Raw genomic sequence first — 19,460 nt, 5'->3', positions numbered from 1 at the left:
TATAACGAATTAAATTATTGGAATATGACGAAACATTTTATTTTCATCTTCACCTTGCTCTGCTCGTTGCAGTTACATGCTGGTGTACAACCCATACAGAAAGATACTGTACAATACGCTGTCCGGTACGAATCCATGGAACTGCTTCAACCGCTTCGTCCGGCCTATCTTGACGGAGTTGTGCTTCCGATGTCGCGGAGCGGCAACTGGTTTGTCAGCATCGCAGGTGGAGCAACCGCTTTTCTCGGTACACCACTTGGTTGCGAAGACATTTTCGGAAGATTGAAACCGTCCTACAGTTTTGCTTTCGGCAAGTGGTTTACACCTTCGGTTGGTGCAAGGATAAACTACAGCGGATTGCAATTCAAGGACGGAGCATTGTCCACTCAAAAGTATCATCACATCCATGCAGACTTGTTGTGGAATGTCCTTGGTCGCAGATATGCCCGGCAGGAACAGGTACGTTGGGGGCTTACGCCTTTTGTTGGTGCCGGCCTGCTGCATCATGCTGCCAACGGACATAATCCGTTTGCTATATCTTATGGTGTGCAGGGGCAATACCGCATTTCAAAAAGAGTGAGTGTAGTTTTGGAGTTGTCCAATACGACCACCTTCCAGGACTTCGACGGATATGGAAGAGCGAACCGTCTGGGCGATCATATGCTTTCATTGACCGCTGGATTCACATTTCATCTTGGCAAAGTGGGCTGGAAACGGGCCGTCGATGCGATGCCTTATATCCGTCGCAACGAACAACTGATAGGCTATGTCAATTACCTGACGGAGGAAAACAGACGATATGCCGGACTTCATGACCGGGACAGACGGACACTTGCCGAGTTGAAGAAAATTCTGGAAATCGAAGGACTGCTTGATACATATAGTCATCTTTTCAAGGATGACATGAACGGAGGCAAATTCCCTGTGAACAATTACAGCGGACTGAACTCGCTGCGTGCAAGGCTGAAGCACAGACATTGGGACGGTACGTCACCCCTTGATTCTGCAGCCATCCTATCCGGAAGTGGAAATCAGATTCTACAAAGCACATCGACAGGAAACCGGAATGACTTTGCCGTGGATTCTACATTTTGTGATTATGACGACGGCAAGTGTATCGGAGCACCCATCTATTTCTTTTTTGCGCTCAATTCCGCACGACTGACAGATGCGTCGCAAGCTCTCAATCTGGACGAACTGGCTCGTGTGGCAAAGAAATACAATTTGTCTGTAAGAGTGATCGGTGCCGCTGACAGCATGACCGGCACATCCGACATCAATCAATCCTTGAGTGTGTCAAGAGCCGGCTTTATCGTCTCGGAACTGGAGAGACGTGGAATATCGGCCCAGCGGATTGTTCAGAGCTACAGGGGTGGAATTTCAGACCATATACCTGTAGAAGCCAACCGGCATACGAAAGTTGAACTGTATATTTCAGAAGTGACAGAGAAATCGGAATAACAGATGTTGAAGTTCAACCTATTAAAAGAGTGTTCAATCGAGCACTCTTTTATATTTAGGACAGATGTATCTCTAATGCGGACAGCAAGGGAGGCGAATTTCCGCACGAGTTGACAAATTCGATACTACCCGCCTTACTTGTTACCCGTCATCAAGGGGTGTAATAAAGATGCAAGGAAACATTCGGTTAGCATATCAATTTTACCTCCAGAACTTATTTGGAAGATAATCAATAAAGCCTCCCCGCAAGAACGAAGAGGCTCTATTCAGATACGGCTTACGTCACAAAACTGAATTTATTTTGAAGATGCTTCCAGCGATTCTTTTCTGAATTGTTTGAGAAGCTTTTCAAGTTCAAGCGATGCTTTACGGGCACGGGTGCCTGCCGTCTTGTTTCCTTTCTCTATCTGGAGACCGGCATCTTTGGAGAATTGAGCGAATAACTCACTGATTTGTGCAACTGTCTTTTCCATTGTTTCCTGTTTTATGTTATACAATATCCGGCAAATATAGCGAATTTTATTTCTACTAAAATAGATTTCATCGTAATTTCTTCACTTGCAACACGATATATCATTCTCTTTCTTTTCTATAGCTCTTTCGTGCCATTCCTTTATTTCATCATCAGACTCCTTGCCGGTGAGATTTTCCCATGCAAAGGTACAGCGTCTGTCCGGTCGTCAAGTACCGCTGTGTGCTAAGCTGTTCAAGAATTGAACGGCAGCCTTCCACAAATCACAGATTTGGGTATTCCGCTAAATTCCAGACCATTTACTTGCCTTTTGCCGTCCTGGCCTTGCTGTTGGAATCGCATGTAAAATTCATCCCGAAAGCAAGTCGGAAAGACTTCAAGAAAAGGGAAATAAAAACAACAGTGTTCAACAATTAAATCTTAGAATTATGCCAAATTGGTGCAGCACAGCGTATGTTATAGAGGGCAACGCAAAAGAAGTCAAAAGCCTCTATGAGTTGATGAAAGGATTGCAGGAACGGAAAGAACCGTCCGTTGAAAACGGCTTCGGAACCTCTTGGTTGGGATGCCTTGTAGATGGATTGGGCGGTGATTGGAACAAGACCTACTGCCGTGGTGACTGGAGCAATCTTGAAATGAACGGAGACAATCTTCAGTTTACAACGGAAACGGCATGGTCACCTTGCAACGAAGTCTTTGACCTTGTTTGTGAGAAATTCCCGTCACTCCATTATTATTATCAGGCAGAAGAGCCGGGATGTGTTTTCTATCAGACCAACGACAGCGAAGGAACATATTTTCCCGACAGATACCTCGTTGACTTGTGTACCGCTGATGACAAGTATTATTTCGAGTACTTTCAAGACACAAAGACCCTGTTCGACTGGCTTGGAGAGATAGCAGGCAAACCCATCCAGTCCATGAAGGATGCCGAAATGTTGGGTGAGGAATGGGAAAAGGAAAATTCGGATGCCTATTGCTATATCAATGAGTTTACGGTAGTGGATTGAATATGCTTATAGGATACAGTCCTATTGAAACCCTGTGGCTGGTACTGAACCATGTTCAATGCCAGCTACGTTTTTTTTCAGTTAAAAGCAGGCTGACTACATGTATGAATATGAGTACAACCCGAGAAATGTCTGTTTTATGCCAGTAAGCCCCTTTATACCTATTTTTCCAGACAGCTTTTAGAAAGACTTCCTTTTTTACTTTCTGTTTTCTTTCCCTTTTATCGGCTACGCTGCATTTTCCACGTTTCTCGCTCCGGTGCTCCTTGTCGGTGTGATTTTCCCATGCAAAGGTACAGCGTCTGTCCGGTCGTCAAGTACCGCTGTGTGCTAAGCTGTTCAAGAATTGAACGGCAGCCTTCCGCAAATCACAGATTTGGGTGTTCCGCTAAATTCCAGACCGTTTACTTGCCTTTTACCGTCCTGGCCTTGCTGTTGGAACCGCATGTAAAATCTATCCCGAAAAGGAGGCCGAAAGGCTCTATCAGAGGGAAGAAAAAAGTTTAACATTAAAATTTATCGTTATGCACAGCAGTATTTTTCAGATTTCAACCAAGCCTATCAGCAAGGAAAATTACATCACCGAAGAAACGTTCATTGGCGGAGATTTCAGTTTTTATGACTATTGCGCAAATATGGGCGAGGAAGAGCGCAAGGAGGCAATATCTAATCTGGTGACATGCTTACTGCCCAAAGAAATGTTTGAGCAGACATCCGAAGATACCATCCTCTATAAAGGCGGTGTGGAGCAGTGGAAAGCCGAATTTGTTGCCAATGTACGCAAGAAAGCGGAAGCCATTACCATCGAGAGCATGCTGGAATGGGGACCGGTCTATGCCATTGAAAAGGCTTTGACAAATCCGTTGGACACCTATTATCATTTCTATCTGAATGATGATTGCACCAACACCTATGCCGAGACATCCCTTTCCTTTGTGAAGTTTGTCTGCGGACTCGAACCCGGAACGAAGTTCTATGTCGGAGGTGTGGTAGATTACCATTATTGACGTATTCGCAGGTTTTGATTGTCCACCCGTCTCACCGGCGGGTGGATTTCCTGTCGGACAGCCTGTTCCTTTTATACTGATACGCTCTACCGCTTGCCTTCCTTTTCTATTCGTATTTCTCCCGGTTCTAATGAATTATTCATTTCTGCATACCGACCACGCCGTGAGGATTGTTTCGGGTGCAAAGGTACGGCGGATGAACATCAGTCAAGCATCACTGCCGCTTCCTGAAAGGAAATTTGACAAAACTTTCCGCAATCAAAGATTACGGCATTTCATAAATTTCATTCCCGGCTGCTTGCCCATAGTTCTTGTATCCACCGTTTGGACCGCACATGAAACAATCCCTTGGGCGAAGTCGGAAGGCTTCAAGAAGAGGGGAATAAAAAATTTACCGATATGACAGCAATTCAACAAATTACCGCAGTAGCCGCCAGTTTGGGCTGGGAAGTGAAGACTGACATCCAAAAGAAAAAACGGGTGGAGTTTGAGTTTCAGCGTTATACGAAGATGGGGCAGGATTTCTTTTTCACGGTCGGCATGAAAGGCAACGATACCGGCAGCCTTATCAGCGAAATAGAGGATTATTACGAGGGCTTTGACCCTGATTACGAAGCCTATCTGTGGATAGGTACGGACGGCCACGGCAGAAACGGTGCGCCTTACCATATCAAGGACATTGTCAGCGATATGGAGGATGCCGAAGCTATGATAAAGACCTTGTATGAAACATTAAAAAACACCTTCCAATGAAAACCAAGACACTCTATAAGCGAGATGCGCAAAGAATAGACATCAGCCGTTTTCCGAACTTCCACCGCACGGGAAACATATCCGGAATGAAAAAGCTTTATTACGGCAAGAATGCCCTGCTGGTACGTTGCGGCAGTTGGATTTACAACGTGTCAAGTGAACCCGAAATTTATTATAACATAGCACATTGACAGATGAAAAAAGTTAAGACAAAAGATTATCAGAGCTGGAAAGGCATCATAACACTAAAGATGCTTTGCTGCAATATCATTGCAGGTCGTTTCAACTGGCGGAAATACTGTACGCCAAAGTCTTATTTCGGTCAAGAAATATGCGTCACGCCGTTGCATTGCTCCTACGGACAGATAGGTTACACCGTCTATTTTCCCTATTCCAATATGCCGGAAGTGGAATACGACTGGGAAATGAATCAGTTGACCATTGACCATGAGAATTGGGAAAGCTATTTACACAATTAAAACAGCAAAGAATATGACACAGAAATTTTACACCAGGTGGCAGGCTGCGACCCTTGCGGATGCTGGCTGCTCCGTTTCCCGGGAATACCGCCGGTTTCAGACGGCTCTTATCCATGAACTCACCAGGTACGCAACCGCTTCCGGGGCTAAAGTGGTTTCCAGTTTGAAAGGTCGTTATGATACCTCCTGTTTCATCGAACGTAACGGCAGGTTTGTATATATCAGTCATTCATCCACATTCTCCCGAACGGGCAGCGGCGTGAAAATCGAGCTGAACAACTTTCTGATACGCACAGCTTCACATGCCAAAGACTACACCGGAGGCAGTAACCGATATTGCAGACTGGAGGAGCTGCCGGTCATGATAGACCGGCTTCTGGACCGGTAAGATCGAGTAGGAGGAACGGGATTAATTCCCGTTCCGACCTCTCACACCACCGTACGTGCCGTTCGGCATACGGCGGTTCCTTAATTAACCTCTAAACACAGGATGGTAGTACATCTTAAAAGTGGGATAACCAGCTCGGAGCAAGCGTTCATCCGAGAAAGCCTCATGTACGGTAGAATGACTTGCCATTCGCCAGTATTTCTTCCGACAAAAGGCAGCCATTCGCACACGGTTCTCATCGGGAATGAACTTCTGTAAATTTCGATACCGGGTTCGAACCCGTTTCCAAGACTTCCAAATACACATCCGTATTCGACGACGGAGCCAACCGTCCCATTCCTTTATCCGATGTCTTAGACCTGCCAACTTAAAATAGTGGAGCCAACCACGGAGATAACAAGTCAGACGTTGTTTACGATATTCGTAGCTCCAACCATTGTTACGGCTAGTGAGTTCACGTATCTTACTTTTCATCTTCTTGATGCTATCCCCATGAATGTAGAATTGGCATTTGCCATTACTACGACCAAAGGCATAGGAAAGGAATTTGATGTCACGCATATAAGCTACATGGGTCTTCTCCTTATTCACCTTTAGAAAAAGCTTCGTTTCAATAAAGGGAAGCAGATTATCCAATGTACGTTGCGCGGAACGGCGGCTCTTACAGAAGATGACCAAGTCATCAGCATACCGAACGAACAAATGACCACGTTTCTCCAGTTCCTTGTCTAACTCATTAAGCATTATATTGCTTAACAAGGGACTCAGGGGACCACCCTGGGGAACTCCGACTGAACTCTCTTTCTTCTTACCTCCTATAAGTACACCAGAGTTCAGATATTTATGAATAAGGGATATGACACGACCATCCTTGATAGTACGGGACAGAATTTCTATCAGTTTACTATGGCAGACTGTATCAAAGAATTTCTCCAAATCCATATCTACCGTGAACACATAACCGGCAGAGATGTATTCGCCACACTTTAATAACGCGTCATGAGCACTACGATGAGGGCGAAAACCATAGCTGCTTGGTGAAAATTGGGCTTCATAAAGAGGTTGAAGCACTTGTGAGATGGCTTGCTGAATCAAACGGTCAACCACCGTGGGAATGCCCAGATTACGTTTCTTTCCACTCGATTTGGGAATCTCCACACGACGCACGGGGTTCGGATGGTATTTACCATTGTAGATGGAAACTATTAGCTTATCCTTGTGGCTACGAAGATAAGGAAGCAGCTCATCCACTTCCATACGGTCAATGCCGCCACTACCCTTGTTACTCTTCACCTGTTTATAAGCATGGTTTAGATTAGAGGGGGAAAGAATATACTCCAATAGTGCACCTTTCTCCTGGTTAATGGCTGTAAGATGATTTTCAGTTATCCCCATGAAAGTCTGCATACCAATCATGACTTCGGGTTCCACCCACTGCGCCGATTGGTCGGATAGAGTTGCTATGTTCTGCCTTCTTCCTCTCATAAGGTAACATTCAGGTATCTTACGTAATTAAGGTTCAGCCCTTCCCCATTATTAGTAACTAACAGGTACTATGGCTTCTGCTGACTTCTCACGGTAAATCTTGTTTCAACCGGATACAAGCGTGTTGCACCCGTCCGTGAGACCTCCCCAGATAAGAATGTACGCTTTCATCTCATGTGCCCTCTGATTCTACTACATAGGGATTCGGATAGTTATAGGACTTTGTGTTGTTTTGCAAACTTGTCCACCAAATGTAGCCTCATAATCAGTTTCTGTTCGTAGAGCCGAGATTTTGCCGACAGCTTCCTTCAGATTCCTACTCACGCAGGACACCCTTGCCTTGGGCTAACGATTCCCACTATCAGGGCTCGTTCGGGACTTGCACCCTATAGCGAACACCCATGCTGGGCGTACAAACAAACAAGCGGAGCCGACTGACTCCGCTTGTCCATTTCTGTTTCTACCGGCGCATTCCGCCCTGATACTCCACTTTCTGCTCTTCCTCCTGGTATTCCTCCATTTCGTTCAGATTCTCGTTTATGTTCTGGAGGTTGGCATCCAGTGTCTCGTTGTGGTCATAAGGGAACGTATGCCGGGCAGCCAGTCCCGCATTGGTGACATGTCCGACATCGAGGCTGTCGGATTCCCTGTTGTATTCGAGATACAGCATCTCTCCGTTTGGCATCTCGAATGCTGGAATCTTCTGCTGTGCCATGGCTGCAAACCGTTCGGCTGTCATATCCTTGGCCACTTCTCTGACGTCGTTGCTGGCACGGTCAATGCCGTAGCGCGTGATGTGGTTCCGTACTTCCTGTTCCGAACATTTCAGCATCACCTCATAGGTTCCGCCCACACTTCCGTTATACACTACAGCAAAGTCCTTGTCCTCAATCAGCAGGTCGTCACCCCGGTTCTGAAGAGGTGACGCATAGGTATCTTTCTCATCCATGCCGTTGCCGTCGTAATACTCCTTGGCAAGCGTCAGCAGCCCTTCATAATCCCCTTTGTTCCTGAAGGCATCCAGCCGTGCCGTATCATAGCCGGACTGGAGATAGGCCACGGAAGAGTAGAACATCTTCTCTTTCGGTGCGGTTTTCTGTTCTTCACCGACCTGTTGTTCCAGTTCCTGCGCAATCTTGTCCACTTTCTGCGTAATCAGTGAGGTAGCCTTTTTCACATCCAGCAGTGTCGTCTTGATGAACTGCGGTGATTCCTTCAGCGCGTCAAGCCAGCTTTTCAGGTAGGCACAGCTGTCTTCCTTGATATGTTTGGCCATTCCGTAACGTTGGGCTGTCAAGGCACTTCCCAGTTCGGCCACCAGTTCCTCGCGGGCGTATTCCTCCGAACCGAAAGAAGTCGGCTTTATCCGGTCGAGTACGCCTTCCGCACCGGTCGAATGTGTCATTTCATGGAACAGCGTTCCGTAGAATGCCTCTCCGGTTTCGAACTGACGCTTTTCCGGCACGACGATTTCATTCTTCGAAATGGAATAGTAGGCACTGTCCTGGTACTGCGGACTGATGGGGCATATCCAAAGGTTATCCTTAATCATCGCATCGACCGGGGCAAAACTGAACTGTTCTCCCGTTTCCTGCTTCGGCTGCATATATTCCGTTTCGAGTTTTTGCCACAGCTCCGGCCTTGCTTCCTGCAGGTTGGTCTGTGCCACGTTGAAGACGCGGAACACCTGCATCTTCGGATAGACATTGTATTCCTTCTTCTCATTTTCGGACAGTTTCTTGTAGTCGTCATACTTGATTTTTTCTTTCGTCTCCTTGTGAATGCAGGTGAAGGTGGTCAGCATGACCGGAAACGATTTTTCTCCGCGCAAGACGGAAACCCGTGGCAGTTCCTGACCGTCCTTGCCGGGCTTGTTGAGCCGTTGCACGCAGTCGAACGTGCAGAAGCGCGGAATCTTGTAACCCTCTTTCTCACAGTGCATCAGCAACATGAAGGCATTCATGCCGTTGTATTCGCGTCCCGAAAGGTTACGGGGCCATGGCAGCGTGCCTTCGGTAAACCAGGGCTTCTTCCAGTCCTGACGGATGCTCTCGATTTTTTCAATCATCATTTCAGCGAACAGGTCCAGAGCCTTGTCCTCGCTGTTCGGCCCGTCGCTATGCTGTTTTCTGTATCCGGCCATATCGCTTACTGATTGAGGTTAGACGATTCCGCTACATACTGGGCCAGTTCTTCCGCCTTGCACGACACGTTCACTTTCCCATTGTATGCAGAAAGGCTCATTTCTCCCTTGGCTTCCACTTTCACGCCCGGCTGCAACCAGGCCTCGCGCTCCTTTCCAAAACAGAAGAAGCGCACCCATTGGTACTCGAACCCGTCTTCCACCTTCTCCGTGCTGAAGGCCGAAAACATCGTATAGGGCTGTTCTTTCTTGTCCCTCTTTTCCTCGATCTGCTGACCGACCTTGCCGCGGAACTCCATGACTCCCCTGACTGCATCCGCCGCATGGACATCCGCCGTTCCAATCTCACTGGCGAAGAGATTGAAGTAGATCCGGTCGCCCCGGTGTTTGAGGAACATTGTCCCTTGCACTTCGACCCGGGTGCCGTTCCGGTAGCTTCCTGTCTCCTCGCCGGCAGTTTCCTTGCTGACATCCACTTCGATGGGAGCAGTCTTCCTTTCGGTAGCAGAAATCATCACACGAAGCGGGAACACCAGGAACGATTTTCCTTCCTTGTTCGTGCGTATCGACGCATCACGTCCGATTACGCCGCATACTGTAACATTGCATTTGATCATCTTGATTGTCTTTTAATGTGAAACATGATTTCCCGACAAGCAGGATGTGGTTGATTGATCGTTGAGTTGAGAATGTACCGCCTCTAATCGGGTGCGCGTATCATGGCCCAGACCAGCCATCCGGCGAGAAGCAGCTGCACGCCCACGATGATGAGCGTGACCGTCAAGCCGAAAATCAGGTAGCAGGACAGGACATACAGAACAAGGTAGAACAGTCCGAACAGACCTCTGCATAGCTGTATCATCACGCATTTTATCATATCGCCTTGCATCTATCTTTTCAGATTCTCCGTCTGTCCCTGCTGTTGGGACATCCCTTGCTCAAAATTACGGGAAGCCGCTTCCGAAAGGATGACCGTATTCAGCATACCGGCTACACGCATCCGTTTGGCCTCTTCCGATAGCGAGCCGTTATTCAGCGTTACGGACAACCGATTCAGTTCGGCAGCAGTCAGTTCTCGTAACACCTTCAGCGAACCGTTGTCCGCCTTCAGGACGGCTTTCCCATTCTCACAGACGGTCAACTCGCAGCTCTTCATCTCCGGTACAAGCGGTTTCAAGTTGATTCGCCGTTTGTCCGCCGCTTCCGAAATGGCTTCCATCTGTTCCTGTTCATTCTTCCTGTCAATCTGTACGGCCAGGAGCATGAGTGAGCTGAAGGCGGTCATTGCCATCTCCACAACGGGATCGTTACATCCGGACATTCCCACGCCGCTATCCTCGGAGGAAAGCAGTTTTTTCATCCATCCGTCGGGTGAAATGCTTTTGTCTGCGGCAGGCTCCTCCAATCCCTTATATCGGGCCAGCAGGTCGTTTCCGTTATGCAGCACTTGCTGCCTGATATGCCCTTTCCGGGCAATTTCGGTCAGATACGCTGCCGGGTCAATCTCTCTCCGGGTTCCGTCTGCATAGAAGTTCGTTACCTCGAAATGCAGGTGTTTGCCCGTTGTCCGCGTACCCGTATTTCCTGATAGACCAAGCCTTTGACCGGCCTGGACCGTATCACCGGTCTTGACGGATATTTCCCCGAGGTGCATGTAGGTACACTGTACCTTGCTGCCGTCCTCACGGGCATATTCCACCGTCAGCGACTTGCCGCCGGGTGTATTCCTGTTCAGGTTCACTGCCACCACCTTGCCACCGTTCTCCGTTGCCAGCACCGCATCACCGTTACAGCGTATGTCGATGCCCTTGTGCATCTGTTGCCGGGTTCCATCCGTCGGGTCCTGGCGCATACCAAAAGGCGAAGTCACGAAAAGGAACTCCTTGCGTTCCACTGGAAACGAATAGTTTGTGCCTTGCGGTGCGTTTCCGGAAGTTCGGAGCGGATTGTTCTCCACCCCGAACTCCCGGCCTTGCCGGGTCATCTCCTGCATCACCTGCCGGTCATATTTCTGCAGGCCGTTCTGTTCGATGATCTTCTGCAGGTTCTCGGCATATTGTCCGCCCGAGGCATAACCCGCCTGTGCGATGCCTTCCGTCCATCCCTTGTAGTCATCCGGGGCAAGCGTGAAGCAGCGGGCATAGCGGCTGTTCTCTTTCAGGAAACGTGAATGGTGCTCGTAGGAATCACCGACGCTGTCATAGCTGCAGAACTTTTCGTTCGGACGGTCATCGGTATAAATCCCGTACCGGCCCCCTCCGGCAATCCATGCGGAAGTAGCCTTGATACCGAAATGGTTGTTTTCGTTCTTTGCCAGCCGGCTCTGCCCGTTGGAACTTTCCAGTATGCCTTGTGCCAGTGTCACCGAAGCTGGTATTCCGTATCGGCGCATCTGCTCCATGGCAAATTCTGCGTAGTTTGCTGCATATTCTTGATTCTTGCTCATATCCATATAGTTATCTGTGAATGCCTCTGTAGGATTCCTGTTCGGCATTCCGGTTTTCTTTCGCAATCATGTCCGTAATGACTACACGCTCGTCGGCACGGATGAACTCCGGCAGGTAGCTGTCAAGCAGGTTTGCCCGAAATTCCGCTGACTCTGTAAATCCGTACGGGACTCCGTCCCCTTTATTCAATGTCAGCCCCAGCAGCTCTGCACTGCGCACGGCATCTTCGTTGAAAAGCAGGTATTTGTTACCGCTCCGTACCAACTGCATGGCATCGGGATGCTTCTCCTTCAGCTCGTTCCATGCTTCTTGTTGTGGGGAAAGATTTTCTCTCTTGCTTTCCGGTCTTTCCAGTACTGTCGCTTCATTCTGTTGCTGTTCGGCCTCCTGCTCCTGTTTCTCCCCGGTATGTTTTTCCTCTGACCGGCTCTTTTGCAGCACGTCGGCAAACAGGGCGGCTGCCAGATGGCGTTTGTAGCCGTCCCGGTCTTCCGCTATCCACATCCGCTGCCACTGTTGCGGTGTGACACTTCTGGCCGGTGACTTTCTTCCGTCGATGGTGGCAACGCACTGGATGCCGTCCTGCTTGGTCTTGAATATCGAAACACGCTGGATACGGTTCAAGTCTATTTCCGGTGCTTCGCTGCCGAACAGGTCCACTTTCAGGTCAGGTTTGACTTCCGCCAGCGCATAATACTTGTGCGCCAGCTCCATCCGTACCTTGCCGATATTATCCATCGACTGCTTGAGCGTGGAGAAAAAACGGTTTATATCCTCCTTGTCAGGATAGATGCTGTACCCCGGTTTGTTTTCGGGTTTCAGATAGAGTGCCCAGCGTCTTTTGTCGTCCTGAATCATTTCCACCTGGTCAAACCCGATTTCGTTCGCCCGTTTGACGGCCGAGGACACATCAAGTGTGGACAGTTTCTCCATGGCCCAGTTTTTCAGCCTCGCCAGCGTGATCATCTTTTCGGCAAAATAGCTATCATCGGGATGGTAGCCCAGGGCACCGTCCGTATTGAAGAATCGTACCTGTTCGATGCCTTCCTTCTGTAGGGCCCGTGCGATGCGTCCCTTGTTCATGCCCGGTATCTCGTTGTCCACTTCCGTGGAAGCTCCGGCCGGAAGGATTACATCGGCCGTTTTCGCCTGCGGGTCGATGACCAGGACTATCTTTTTCGATTCCCTGTCCGGGTGCTGCCGGATTTCATTCGCCACAAAATAGTGTTTGGGCATCTGTTCCTGCATGGTCGAGGTGTCACGCCGGTTGCGTAGCGTGGCATATTCGATTTTCTCGCCGCGTTCCGCCTTGTTGATAACTTCGATGGCATTGTTTACGTCGCTTTCGATGGCAGCTACCAGATTAGGATTCTCCTTCAGTTCCCGGCACCAGTATTCCACTGTTTTCAGGCTTTCTTCCGACAATCGCGCCGGCAGACCCAGCTCCAGCATCTTGATACCCGAGGCCAGCTCCACGATCAGCCGTTCCTGTCGGATGGCATCCTCTGATGGGGCTACGCCTTTCTTCATCACCATGCCTTCACGTGCCAACCGCTGTTGGTGACCGGTAGCACTCACTATCTGCCGCAGGGCTTCCTGCACATAGTCATGGTAGTGTCCGAACTCCCTCTGTCGCGGCATATAGACCGCATCCTTGTCCGTTTCGTAGTGGGGCACACCGCTTCCGTCCGAACGTACCGGTACAAGGTTGTCACGCATCTTCAGCAGGAAGTCGTTGAAACGGATGCGCAACTGACGGTTGTCGCTCTCCGTATATCCTCTCTCCACGGCACTGCCGTAGCGTTTCAGGGCCGCTTCATAGCGTTCCTTGTCCACATAGGGCAATGTAGTCTGGTCAATGTTGAACAGCGTGCGGATTTCACGGTTATGCACACCTTTGTACAGTTTCTGTTCTTCCTCGCTCAGTTTCAGGTAGTCGCCCCGACTGATGATGAGTTCAGGATTGTTGCGATGGACATACCTGTTCCAATTGTAGAACAGGAATGGAACGCCTTGCTCATGCTCACGTACCGATACGCCTTGCGCCTTGGCATCGCTGAAGAGTGTGAACAGGTTGGTCTTGCAACCGTTCCTGTCCGAGTGCAATGCCATGAACAGGGCGTTGAACGCACTGACCGAAACACCCTTGGGATAAAAGAGCGGATATCCCTTTCCCGTTGCGTTGAGCCAGTGGCCTCCGGCATTCAAAGCTCCGCCCAAAGCCGCAGAAAGCAGGTCTATCTGTTTTTCTTCGGCTTTCTTTTCGATTTGCGATTTCTCTTTCATATCGTCTTTCTTTTGATGATTAGGATTATTGGATGCCCCTTGTCCGCACGATTGTCTCCTGCTGTCCATCCTCATAGTGTCGTGAGGCTGTCTGCCGGAGCTGGTCGCTCTTGGCAAGGACGGCATTTGCCAGGGTATTCAGCGGCAATGCTCCGGCATGGCAGGCTTCCGCTACTGTCGATGACAACTGGATGGTACAGGGTATCCGGTCTATCGTAGCTATCAGCGTCGATCCTTGCAGGACCGGATTTTCGATACGGGAATTCAACGGCTCGTCCGCATAGCGGCGGTACAGCGCAGCGTTTCGGCCTGTTACATTCAGTTTCCCTTCGTTCCGTTCCTGCAGGGCTTCGTTTCCAGCCTTGTTCAGCAGGTTTACACCTCCCAGACCGATCAGAAGCATCTTCAGCAGCGGATTACGCACGAACATGCCCGCTACGATACTCGCTATTGGCAGCAGGTTGTCACCGATACGAAGCGAGGGTGACTTGCCGGTGAAGATGCCCAGCAGTACATCGGGAAGCATGGCCATCACATAACCGAGGTTGCCGATGACATGTTCCATGCCGTCCAGTCCCAATGTGCCGAGAAGTCCGTCCCAGCCGTTCCCGTTCTGCGGTGTTGTCCGGGTGTCTTGTCCCGGCTGTTCCTGTGTTGCCGCTCTGTCGTCCGGATTGGCATTTTCCCGATTCTTTTCTTTCTCTTCTTCCATGGTTTCCTGCTGTTCTGCCACATTGGTTTCTGTTCCTTTTTGTGATTTCAAATCCCGCAGATAGGCTTCCTCCTGTCCGGGGGCAACGACCATCGGCACGTCCTTGTACCGTTGCGGACGTTGTTTCCACTGGTGCAGTACATCTGCCCAGGGTATGCCTGCGCCGGGGTTCTGCACCCATTCCGTGAAACTGAACTCCATGACAGGGATGGGTTGCTTCAACTGTCCGTTGGCTTCGCGGATAGCCTTGTTGTCTTTCACCGGCAACCGGTTTGCTTCCTTCCGAAAATCCTCGAAAACATTCCGCCCGCTTCCGAACACCCCTTTGCTGATGCACTGTTCCACTGAAAGGGATTCCGGTCTGTCAGGTTCAAGGCTGTCGGCTACCGTGGAGATGGCTATGTCCGCACCGACAAACTTAGCCAGTGTCGTCCATGAACCGGTACCGCCCATCATCAGGGTGTCGGCTGCCGCACCCAATACCTGACCGGCTCCTTTTTCCCATCCGTTCGGGCGGTACGCAGCCTCGCTCTGTGCCTCAATATCCTCGGCCATCGGCGAACGGTTCAGTGTCTGTGACAGTCCCAGCAGACTGGACTCTCCGGCCTTGCGGAGAATGTAGGCGGCTGACGATTGGGGTATCCGTTCCTTCACCAGCCGGTCAATCATCATGTCATTTACCCGGTGGTCCATATAGGCATAGGCCAGGTCGCAGCCGAGCTGTGCCGACAACTCATCGTAACGTGCCCGACCCACTTCCTTTATGACCGTATCACGCCATTGTCCGGCCATGTATGCCAGGTCGTGCTGCATCTTTTCCGAGCCGGCTATCTCCGTGCGGCACATCTCCACATAATCTTCTGTCGTCTTCGAGTTCCACTCACCGGTCACTTTGAGCTGCTGATACGGATCATGGAACGGCTGTGCCGATGATGCCATCATGCTCAGGATGCCGCTTGCCGAAGAAGAATACTCCTTCATTTCTTCCACCTGCCGCTGATGGAGGACTTCCCGCGTCTTTGACATGACCGGAGCGATATGGCAGTTGAAATAGTCGCTCATGAGGCGTTCCAACTCCGCAAACTCTCTGCTATGCTTGATTCCGTCCATTGTGTATCATATATTTATCCTGTTCATCAATAATTGTTCTTTCGTCTGTTCGATGGCCTGGTGGTAAACCTCCATCTGCTTGGGATAAAAGGCTTCCAGCCATGCGTCCTTTTCGATGTTGCCGTGGATGAACCGTATGGCTTGTTCCCGTTCGATCTCCACGGCTGTTTCTCCTTCTTCGCGGTTGTTGAACCAGGCTTTCGTCCACCACCTGATGCCGGCCCGGTCTGGATAGACCGTCACTGCCCGGGGAATGTCGAAGCTCTGGATGTCAATGTCCAGTTCCGCCAGCGGGTCGATGACATCTCCGCTTTTCAGGGCTTCGTCATAGAGTTTTTTTTTATGTCAACGCCCATGGTGGATAGGTACACATCGTGTCGCAGGGCAAGGTAATGCAGGAAGTCGGCGATGAGCAGATTCTGTACCTTGCAGGCAAGCGGCATGGCTTTCTGTCCCAGTCCGAGCGGATTGGCCATGCTCGGCATATTCTCGTAAAAGTACTCTTTGGCTGCACCCATCGTAAAGATGTGACGGAGCGATTGTTCCGTATGTGCTGGAAGTCGGTAGGCACCCCGCTGCAGGTCCTCTATGTAGTGGGGCAGGAAGCGCAACATCAGCTCCTCGATTTCCCGCCTGTCCGATTCATAGTCGGTAGGCAGACTCATCGCCATGCCGGTGAAGCCCGGCTGCTGCATGGCCCGAATGTTACCATAGAGCATGGTCAGAAATTCCAGCGGATTCAGCTCTTCACCTTTGAATTTCACGCCGATATGCAGCTTGTCACCGCTCAATGCGACCGTCTGCCCGGCTTTTACTCGCTGTCCGAACTGGGCGAATACATTCGACAGATGTCCGTAAGTCACTTCGTATTCTCCATAGCGGATGCTCTGGCAGATACCAAGTGCCGGGTCGTTTCCCACTCCCGAAACGATACCGCAGGCAACGGCTGCCAGCGTGTAGCACCGCACATCGAAGTCGATGCCGTGGTGGAAATATTCCTTGCCCGTCACCGGGTCGGTCTGCTCGCCGTAACCCAGCGACAGCTCCACATCCTTGCCCTGCCGTTCCTCGAAAGGCATACAGTATCCGCTTTCTGAGGAAAGGATCATTTCTTCTGTATATTTCATTGTCAATGCTTGTTGAATTGTCTTTTCTATCTTCTCATTCCTCCGCTATGTTTCTGTTCTTCCGCCGGAGGGTCGGGTGTCTGTACCCGTTGTGCATTACCTGTGTCAGGTGTGCGGAGTACACCGGCATTGTTGCCGATGAGCATCATTCCCAGGAATGCACCGGCAATCTTGCCCAACCAACCGAAACGGCCGAATATCAGGAACGCTGCCGCTACCAGTCCTGCCATATTCAGCCCCGACACTTTTCCTTGTCCGAGGTTGCGGAGAAAGTTACCGAGCATATCGGAGGCTCCTCCGTTGGCGGTCTGTTGCAGGAAGTTCGTTACGCCGTCCAGTTTTGAATGGATGCCTGTCATGGCATCACCGATGGCTCCTACAGTCTCTCCGGTCTTGTCTGTCAGTGCCTGCACGCTCTCTGCCGTGGTCGAAAGGGAGTCTGTTGCCTGTTCCCCGATGACTGCATCACTCACGATGCGCACCACGCTCTTGTCCGTCGTCAGTTTTTCCCAACCCACGTATCCGACTGCTCCGCCGACGGTGGCCGTCTTGATGGCCTGTCCTGCGCCCCGCAAGGTCTGCGAGGGGTGAAGGGCTGCATTGCCCATACTCTTGCCGGTGGTGACCGTTGCTTTTCCCATACCTTTTACGGCCTTGCCGCCGTATCTCAATAATGAATCCCAAAATCCCATACTGTCATTCTTTTTTTAAGGTCTAACATTCTTTCCTATCTGCCGCCAGCGTCGTTTGGCTGCATCCACGATACCGCGTTTGTCTGCTGCCGGGCGTGCCCCTTCGTCGATTTCACGCCAGACATCGCCCAGAGTGGTGTATTTCACCGCCTTGGTCAGCCGTTGAAGTTTCGTGTTCATGGTCTTGAGTTTCGGACGGATGCCGAAGACGATCTCCATCCGTTCCTTTTCTGTCATCTTGTTGTCCGAGAAACAGGCCGTCCGGATGTCGTTCACGACCTCCACGCTGTTCATGATCAACTCCCGGTATATCCGGTTGCGCTGTGCGGAGAGGGCGACGGCAAGCGCGTTGGCCGGACTGCGTCCCAGCTGTTTCGTAAAGTCCCCCATATTGTCCGTCAGTCTCGATACTTCGTAGTAGAATCCGTAGGTCTGTGCCGCATAACAGACAATGGAGCGGAAAGAGTCCAGGTAGTTGTTGAACTCCCGCTGCAGGTCGGTCGTGGCTTCCACTTCTTCCTTTGTCCACACGTGGCCGGTGGTCTGCATCAGCATGACCTTTTCCTGGTTCTTCAGTTCCTTCTCTGCCTTTTCCGTGTAGAGCAGAATCATGCTGGCAAGCACTGGGTCGTTCTGTGCCTGTACCTTGCCGATTCCAAAGCATAGCAGCAATAGGCTTATCCAGATAGTTCTTTTCATATCCGTTCATTTTTATCGTGCGAGAGCAGCCGCCCTGCGCCAGTGTGACAGGGCCATGCGTGCCACTTCGCCGTTGTCCCGGTCGAGCATGCCTGTCGTCACGTTGTTCCACATATCGTTTAGGGTATAGTAGCGTATGCTCAGATAGAGCAGGTGCAGCTTCCGGCTGAAAGCTGCCAGCTGGTCATTCAGTGCCCAGAGGGTCTTGCTGCGCTCTGCTCCGGTCAGCATGTTTTCCGTGCCGCCTTTGGCCACCGCATCGTTGAGAAGCGTGAACACGGAAACCAGTTCCGTTGCCGTTTCAATATACAGGTTGTTCATCCCGATGCTTGCCACAATACCCTGCGGATTGTTCCGGACCGCCTTGCATAGCTTGCCCAGCGTCAGAAATATCCGTACACCGTCGTTGTAGAGGTGTGTACAGGCTTTCAGTGACGAAGCATAGCCGCTGGCCGTCTTGAGATAGCTGTTGTACTGCTTTTCCCATTTGTGGATCCGGTTGAACTCGGCGGCGATGGTGTTCTGCAGCAGGGCTGTCTGTGTCTGACCTTTGATCTGCTTCTCGACCTGCTTGTTTATCAGGTCATTTCCTTCTGCCAGGGCTGTCCACTCCAGTGGATTGGAGGCTGCAACCTGGGCTTTGGCCGCCTGTGGAAGCAGACACACCGACAAGGCGAGTACAGTCAGGCTAATGATTCGTGATTTCATATATTCCCTTGTTTCGTTTATTGATTTCCACCCGTTCACGAATGACCGATACGATGTCCTCCCTGCGGCGGATGCCGATGAGATCCAAACGGGGTGTATTCCTGTCCATGGAGAGGATGCGCACCGTCTTCAGTCCGCAAAGCTGCTGCAGCAGGCTCTGGTGCTCCTGAAAGTCCACGATGCGGTACAGCTCCATATAGTCCACCTTACGGCAGAGAATGCCATGTTCACTGACAATCTGTTCCGTACCGATGCTGTAGCGGATTCTCCGCAGATAGATGTAGCGGTAGAGCAACAGCAGCGTCAGTACGGCGGCGGCAGATACGGCAGCGACGGTCAACGGAAGTCCCTCCATGCCGCCGTACACCCATGCTGCCGTACACAGCAGCAGTGTGGGCAGTTCGTCAATGATGAACTGTCCGGTGTGCGGCGTGTATGCCAAAGGACAGTTTGAAGAACGGTTTGTCTGCATGGTCTGATG

Annotated in this window: 21 protein-coding genes; 8 read left to right on the top strand and 13 right to left on the bottom strand. The window is 50.5% G+C overall.

Annotated features, from left to right (window positions below; genetic code table 11):
- Positions 1–24 precede the first annotated feature (24 nt).
- Positions 25–1,461, top strand: a complete 1,437-nt coding sequence (locus tag LPH68_RS16655; RefSeq protein WP_230297017.1) for an OmpA family protein — start codon at positions 25–27, stop codon at positions 1,459–1,461.
- A 296-nt stretch (positions 1,462–1,757) separates the two neighbouring features.
- On the opposite strand, the gene LPH68_RS16650 is transcribed toward LPH68_RS16655, so the two are convergent.
- The gene (locus LPH68_RS16650) at positions 1,758–1,934 is read right to left on the bottom strand and encodes a histone H1 (protein WP_007903436.1); all 177 of its coding nucleotides are present in this window, start codon (positions 1,932–1,934) and stop codon (positions 1,758–1,760) included.
- A gap of 427 nt (positions 1,935–2,361) precedes the next feature.
- Between LPH68_RS16650 and LPH68_RS16645 the strand changes: the two genes are divergently transcribed.
- From LPH68_RS16645 to LPH68_RS16620, 6 genes are all read left to right on the top strand, one after another.
- The gene (locus tag LPH68_RS16645; RefSeq protein ID WP_230297016.1) at positions 2,362–2,943 is read left to right on the top strand and encodes a hypothetical protein; all 582 of its coding nucleotides are present in this window, start codon (positions 2,362–2,364) and stop codon (positions 2,941–2,943) included.
- Between the two features lie 524 nt (positions 2,944–3,467).
- Positions 3,468–3,950: a hypothetical protein gene (locus LPH68_RS16640; RefSeq protein WP_230297015.1), complete on the top strand. Its 483-nt coding sequence runs from the start codon at positions 3,468–3,470 to the stop codon at positions 3,948–3,950.
- A gap of 399 nt (positions 3,951–4,349) precedes the next feature.
- A complete protein-coding gene (locus LPH68_RS16635; protein WP_230297014.1) occupies positions 4,350–4,703 on the top strand; it encodes a hypothetical protein in 354 nt (117 codons plus the stop codon).
- Complete coding sequence (locus LPH68_RS16630) at positions 4,700–4,894, top strand: hypothetical protein (RefSeq protein ID WP_230297013.1); 195 nt, start codon at positions 4,700–4,702, stop codon at positions 4,892–4,894. Before LPH68_RS16635 ends, LPH68_RS16630 begins: the two co-directional genes overlap by 4 nt.
- 3 nt (positions 4,895–4,897) lie before the next feature.
- A complete protein-coding gene (locus LPH68_RS16625) occupies positions 4,898–5,182 on the top strand; it encodes a hypothetical protein (protein WP_230297012.1) in 285 nt (94 codons plus the stop codon).
- Positions 5,183–5,195: 13 nt separating this feature from the next.
- Entirely contained in the window at positions 5,196–5,570 is a 375-nt protein-coding gene (locus LPH68_RS16620) for a hypothetical protein (RefSeq protein ID WP_230297011.1), read from the top strand.
- Between the two features lie 84 nt (positions 5,571–5,654).
- Here the strand turns inward: LPH68_RS16620 and ltrA are convergent, their stop codons facing one another.
- The 12 genes from ltrA to LPH68_RS16560 form a co-directional block, all read right to left on the bottom strand.
- On the bottom strand, positions 5,655–7,055 hold the full coding sequence (ltrA, locus tag LPH68_RS16615) for a group II intron reverse transcriptase/maturase (protein ID WP_230297010.1): 1,401 nt from the start codon (positions 7,053–7,055) through the stop codon (positions 5,655–5,657).
- A 460-nt stretch (positions 7,056–7,515) separates the two neighbouring features.
- The gene (locus tag LPH68_RS16610; protein ID WP_230297009.1) at positions 7,516–9,198 is read right to left on the bottom strand and encodes a zincin-like metallopeptidase domain-containing protein; all 1,683 of its coding nucleotides are present in this window, start codon (positions 9,196–9,198) and stop codon (positions 7,516–7,518) included.
- 5 nt (positions 9,199–9,203) lie between these two features.
- Positions 9,204–9,815: a hypothetical protein gene (locus tag LPH68_RS16605; RefSeq protein WP_230297008.1), complete on the bottom strand. Its 612-nt coding sequence runs from the start codon at positions 9,813–9,815 to the stop codon at positions 9,204–9,206.
- A 272-nt stretch (positions 9,816–10,087) separates the two neighbouring features.
- Positions 10,088–11,644 carry a glucosaminidase domain-containing protein gene (locus tag LPH68_RS16600; RefSeq protein ID WP_230297007.1) on the bottom strand — a complete coding sequence of 519 codons (1,557 nt, stop codon included), beginning with the start codon at positions 11,642–11,644 and terminating at the stop codon, positions 10,088–10,090.
- A gap of 10 nt (positions 11,645–11,654) precedes the next feature.
- Positions 11,655–13,931, bottom strand: a complete 2,277-nt coding sequence (locus tag LPH68_RS16595) for a zincin-like metallopeptidase domain-containing protein (protein ID WP_230297006.1) — start codon at positions 13,929–13,931, stop codon at positions 11,655–11,657.
- Positions 13,932–13,956: 25 nt separating this feature from the next.
- Complete coding sequence (locus tag LPH68_RS16590; RefSeq protein ID WP_230297005.1) at positions 13,957–15,753, bottom strand: hypothetical protein; 1,797 nt, start codon at positions 15,751–15,753, stop codon at positions 13,957–13,959.
- A gap of 6 nt (positions 15,754–15,759) precedes the next feature.
- Positions 15,760–16,044, bottom strand: a complete 285-nt coding sequence (locus tag LPH68_RS16585) for a hypothetical protein (protein ID WP_172727233.1) — start codon at positions 16,042–16,044, stop codon at positions 15,760–15,762.
- A gap of 23 nt (positions 16,045–16,067) precedes the next feature.
- Complete coding sequence (locus LPH68_RS16580; RefSeq protein WP_230297004.1) at positions 16,068–16,880, bottom strand: M23 family metallopeptidase; 813 nt, start codon at positions 16,878–16,880, stop codon at positions 16,068–16,070.
- A gap of 26 nt (positions 16,881–16,906) precedes the next feature.
- On the bottom strand, positions 16,907–17,572 hold the full coding sequence (locus LPH68_RS16575; RefSeq protein WP_230297003.1) for a hypothetical protein: 666 nt from the start codon (positions 17,570–17,572) through the stop codon (positions 16,907–16,909).
- A 15-nt stretch (positions 17,573–17,587) separates the two neighbouring features.
- The gene (locus LPH68_RS16570; protein WP_230297002.1) at positions 17,588–18,271 is read right to left on the bottom strand and encodes a hypothetical protein; all 684 of its coding nucleotides are present in this window, start codon (positions 18,269–18,271) and stop codon (positions 17,588–17,590) included.
- 12 nt (positions 18,272–18,283) lie between these two features.
- Positions 18,284–18,979 carry a hypothetical protein gene (locus tag LPH68_RS16565; protein ID WP_230297001.1) on the bottom strand — a complete coding sequence of 232 codons (696 nt, stop codon included), beginning with the start codon at positions 18,977–18,979 and terminating at the stop codon, positions 18,284–18,286.
- Positions 18,960–19,388 (bottom strand): PH domain-containing protein, encoded by a 429-nt coding sequence (locus tag LPH68_RS16560; protein WP_230297028.1) that lies wholly within the window; start codon positions 19,386–19,388, stop codon positions 18,960–18,962. Before LPH68_RS16560 ends, LPH68_RS16565 begins: the two co-directional genes overlap by 20 nt.
- On the opposite strand from LPH68_RS16560, the gene LPH68_RS26860 reads away from it, so the two are divergent.
- Entirely contained in the window at positions 19,333–19,458 is a 126-nt protein-coding gene (locus LPH68_RS26860) for a hypothetical protein (RefSeq protein WP_370638805.1), read from the top strand. The genes LPH68_RS16560 and LPH68_RS26860 overlap by 56 nt on opposite strands.
- The last annotated feature ends 2 nt before the right edge of the window (positions 19,459–19,460 follow it).

This window comes from Bacteroides sp. 1_1_30 (assembly GCF_020982715.1).
Lineage (GTDB): Bacteria > Bacteroidota > Bacteroidia > Bacteroidales > Bacteroidaceae > Bacteroides > Bacteroides xylanisolvens.
This window is presented reverse-complemented; position numbering and strand designations above follow the sequence as displayed.

Coding starts and splice junctions, on each gene's coding strand:
- LPH68_RS16630 (WP_230297013.1), top strand. CDS start 4,700: ATGAAAACCAAGACACTCTATAAGCGAGATGCGCAAAGAATAGACATC.
- LPH68_RS16610 (WP_230297009.1), bottom strand. CDS start 9,198: ATGGCCGGATACAGAAAACAGCATAGCGACGGGCCGAACAGCGAGGAC.
- LPH68_RS16590 (WP_230297005.1), bottom strand. CDS start 15,753: ATGGACGGAATCAAGCATAGCAGAGAGTTTGCGGAGTTGGAACGCCTC.
- LPH68_RS16595 (WP_230297006.1), bottom strand. CDS start 13,931: ATGAAAGAGAAATCGCAAATCGAAAAGAAAGCCGAAGAAAAACAGATA.
- LPH68_RS16600 (WP_230297007.1), bottom strand. CDS start 11,644: ATGAGCAAGAATCAAGAATATGCAGCAAACTACGCAGAATTTGCCATG.
- LPH68_RS16605 (WP_230297008.1), bottom strand. CDS start 9,815: ATGATCAAATGCAATGTTACAGTATGCGGCGTAATCGGACGTGATGCG.
- LPH68_RS16575 (WP_230297003.1), bottom strand. CDS start 17,572: ATGGGATTTTGGGATTCATTATTGAGATACGGCGGCAAGGCCGTAAAA.
- LPH68_RS16625 (WP_230297012.1), top strand. CDS start 4,898: ATGAAAAAAGTTAAGACAAAAGATTATCAGAGCTGGAAAGGCATCATA.
- LPH68_RS16580 (WP_230297004.1), bottom strand. CDS start 16,880: ATGAAATATACAGAAGAAATGATCCTTTCCTCAGAAAGCGGATACTGT.
- ltrA (WP_230297010.1), bottom strand. CDS start 7,055: ATGAGAGGAAGAAGGCAGAACATAGCAACTCTATCCGACCAATCGGCG.
- LPH68_RS16640 (WP_230297015.1), top strand. CDS start 3,468: ATGCACAGCAGTATTTTTCAGATTTCAACCAAGCCTATCAGCAAGGAA.
- LPH68_RS16565 (WP_230297001.1), bottom strand. CDS start 18,979: ATGAAATCACGAATCATTAGCCTGACTGTACTCGCCTTGTCGGTGTGT.
- LPH68_RS16620 (WP_230297011.1), top strand. CDS start 5,196: ATGACACAGAAATTTTACACCAGGTGGCAGGCTGCGACCCTTGCGGAT.
- LPH68_RS16655 (WP_230297017.1), top strand. CDS start 25: ATGACGAAACATTTTATTTTCATCTTCACCTTGCTCTGCTCGTTGCAG.
- LPH68_RS16650 (WP_007903436.1), bottom strand. CDS start 1,934: ATGGAAAAGACAGTTGCACAAATCAGTGAGTTATTCGCTCAATTCTCC.
- LPH68_RS16570 (WP_230297002.1), bottom strand. CDS start 18,271: ATGAAAAGAACTATCTGGATAAGCCTATTGCTGCTATGCTTTGGAATC.
- LPH68_RS16645 (WP_230297016.1), top strand. CDS start 2,362: ATGCCAAATTGGTGCAGCACAGCGTATGTTATAGAGGGCAACGCAAAA.
- LPH68_RS16635 (WP_230297014.1), top strand. CDS start 4,350: ATGACAGCAATTCAACAAATTACCGCAGTAGCCGCCAGTTTGGGCTGG.
- LPH68_RS26860 (WP_370638805.1), top strand. CDS start 19,333: ATGCCGCCGTACACCCATGCTGCCGTACACAGCAGCAGTGTGGGCAGT.